General features: G+C 46.9%; 4 protein-coding genes. All 4 read left to right on the top strand.

What is annotated here, in order from left to right:
- Nucleotides 1-104: 104 nt before the first annotated feature.
- Nucleotides 105-341 carry a hypothetical protein gene (locus tag IQ242_RS22045; protein ID WP_041804354.1) on the top strand — a complete coding sequence of 79 codons (237 nt, stop codon included), beginning with the start codon at nt 105-107 and terminating at the stop codon, nt 339-341.
- Between the two features lie 82 nt (nt 342-423).
- Nucleotides 424-1,587: a GuaB3 family IMP dehydrogenase-related protein gene (locus IQ242_RS22040; RefSeq protein WP_002771311.1), complete on the top strand. Its 1,164-nt coding sequence runs from the start codon at nt 424-426 to the stop codon at nt 1,585-1,587.
- Between the two features lie 192 nt (nt 1,588-1,779).
- A complete protein-coding gene (locus IQ242_RS22035) occupies nt 1,780-2,121 on the top strand; it encodes a DUF760 domain-containing protein (RefSeq protein ID WP_002796237.1) in 342 nt (113 codons plus the stop codon).
- Nucleotides 2,122-2,223: 102 nt separating this feature from the next.
- Nucleotides 2,224-2,633 (top strand): IS607 family transposase (locus tag IQ242_RS22030; RefSeq protein ID WP_193961417.1); only part of this gene is annotated, 410 nt, incomplete at its 3' end.

Here is a 2,633-nt window from a genome sequence, read left to right as displayed (position 1 = left end):
CACCCTGCCCCCACCAACAAACTTTTTGCCGCAAACCCTATCTAACCCTATGCCAATTGCCTCGGTTGATTCCCATCCAAATCAGGTAATTTTAGTCGCTCGCTATGGAAATCTGGATTATTTTACGTTTTTCAATCGCCGCTGCCATTATCGCTTTAGTTTGCTGGTCTTTAGCCAGTGCCGTGCGCGACAGTTGGCAAGTTGCCCGAAGGATGCACTCCATCCCTTGCTCCCACTGCCGCTACTTTACCAACGATTATCGCCTCAAATGTAGTGTACAACCCAGGAGCGCCAACACCGAACAAGCGATCGACTGTGGCGATTATTTTCCCAGGGCCTAGTCTGCCATAATACCGAAAAGCTTTTCGAGATGGTGCGAAATTTGCTAGTCTAGGCTAAATAGGTCTGAAATAGTATAGAAAAGTGGATACAATTATTGGTCGGGGCAAAACAGCCCGTAGAGCTTACGGTATCGATGAAATCGCACTTGTACCCGGAGTGCGAACCCTCGATCCTAGTTTAGCCGATACCCGTTGGTCTCTCGGCAATATCGAGCGGGAAATCCCGATTATCGCCAGCGCTATGGATGGGGTGGTGGATACTAAAATGGCCGTCCTCCTCTCCGAGTTGGGGGCGCTAGGGGTACTAAACCTCGAAGGTATTCAAACTCGTTACGAGGATCCTAACCCGATTCTTGATCGCATTGCGGCGGTCGGCAAAGCAGAATTCGTCGGTTTAATGCAGGAACTCTACGCAGAACCGATTAAACCGCAACTAATCGAGCTTCGTATCCAAGAAATTCAAGAAAAAGGCGGTATTGCGGCAGTTAGCCTCACCCCTGCCGGTGCCGTCAAATACGGTGCTATCGTTGCCCAAGCAGCGGCCGATATTCTCTTTGTCCAAGCAACCGTCGTTTCCACTGCCCATTTATCCCCGGAAGCTATCACCCCCCTCGATTTAGTGCAACTGTGCCAAGAAATGCCCATTCCCGTGGTTTTGGGCAACTGCGTCACCTATGAAGTCGCCCTTAACCTGATGAAAACCGGGGCAGCTGGGGTTTTAGTCGGTATCGGTCCCGGGGCTGCCTGTACTTCTCGCGGCGTTTTAGGGGTGGGAGTTCCCCAGGCCACTGCTGTGGCCGATTGTGCCGCCGCTAGGGACGATTTTTTCCAAGAAACCGGTAAATACGTCCCCGTTATTGCCGATGGCGGCATTATTACCGGCGGTGATATCTGCAAATGTATCGCCTGTGGCGCCGATGCGGTGATGATTGGTTCTCCCATTGCCCGCTCCTTGGAGGCCCCCGGCCGCGGTTTTCACTGGGGTATGGCCACACCTAGTCCAGTTCTACCCCGGGGAACCCGCATTAGTGTGGGCAGTACGGGAACTATTGCCGAAATCCTCGTCGGACCAGCAAAATTGGATGATGGTACTCATAACCTACTAGGGGCGCTGAAAACCAGTATGGGAACTTTAGGTGCTAAGAACTTAAAGGAAATGCAACAGGTGGAAGTGGTTATTGCTCCCTCGCTGCTGACGGAGGGGAAAGTCTATCAAAAGGCCCAGCATTTAGGTATGGGTAAATAAAAGTTATCAGTGAACAGTCATCGGTTATCATCAGTGTTAAGTTTTTGATTTGTGCTGGAGATGGGTTTTCTGCTTGGTATGACCATTCATTCCCTTCAGGTTCGGTTCTACCGACCCCCACTATCTCAAAAAACTGTTAAATTGGAAGAACCAAAAGGATAATTTAAAAAAATTGAGTTAAGGAGATCAAAGGTGTACAGAGAAAACGATCGCCCTCACAATTTATTCGGTACCGATAGTGAATTTTCCGAGAGTTTGTGGCAGTATGTCCAGACCTTAAGTCCGGAGACAATCGCCCAACTCTCGAAACCGGAGTCCCAAGAGGTTTTTCAAGTGATGGAACGCAACATTATCGGACTTTTGGGCAACCTTCCTTCCGAACATTTCGGGGTCACTATCAGTACCAGTCGCGAACATCTGGGCCGGTTATTGGCCTCAGCAATGATGAGTGGTTACTTTCTCCGCAATGCTGAACAGAGAATGAATTTTGAAAAATCCCTCGCTAGTCTCCAGAGTGGTTCTAGCGATGTTTAAAGTTGAGCGGTAGTTAGGTTAGTTGGAAAGGGTTAAATACAGAAGCCAAAAACCTAACTAATACTATCCAAAATTACTCATGACTTATGCTATAATAGTTTTATGAGTAAGTTGACCATATCAGAAGCCGCTAAATTAAAAGGTGTAAGCGTATCGACGTTAAGGCGTTGGGAGTCTGAAGGTAAACTAATTCCAGAACGGACTGCTAATGGGCATCGTCGTTATACAATTTCTCAGTTGCTTGGAGTAAAAGAGAATCTTTCCTATACTGTTGGCTATTGTCGTGTTTCTAGTCATGATCAAAAGAAGGATTTAGAACGTCAAAAAGAAGTTGTCGAATTGTTTTGCGCTCAAAACGGTTGGCAAGTTGAAATTATAGACGACCTAGGTTCAGGACTTAACTACAACAAAAAAGGATTAAAGCGATTAATTCGGTTGATTGTTGATAGTAAAGTAGAGAGATTAGTCTTAACTCATAAGGATAGATTACTTAGATTTGGTAGGGAATTAAT

It is taken from the genome of Microcystis sp. LEGE 08355 (assembly GCF_015207185.1).
In the GTDB taxonomy this organism is placed as follows: Bacteria; Cyanobacteriota; Cyanobacteriia; order Cyanobacteriales; family Microcystaceae; genus Microcystis; species Microcystis panniformis.
The sequence above is the reverse complement of the archived record's forward strand: the minus strand, read 5'-3'. Positions and strand labels throughout refer to the sequence as shown.

Bases quoted from the DNA above. Each gene is read 5' to 3' on its own strand.
- IQ242_RS22045 (WP_041804354.1), top strand. From the start codon at position 105: ATGGAAATCTGGATTATTTTACGTTTTTCAATCGCCGCTGCCATTATC.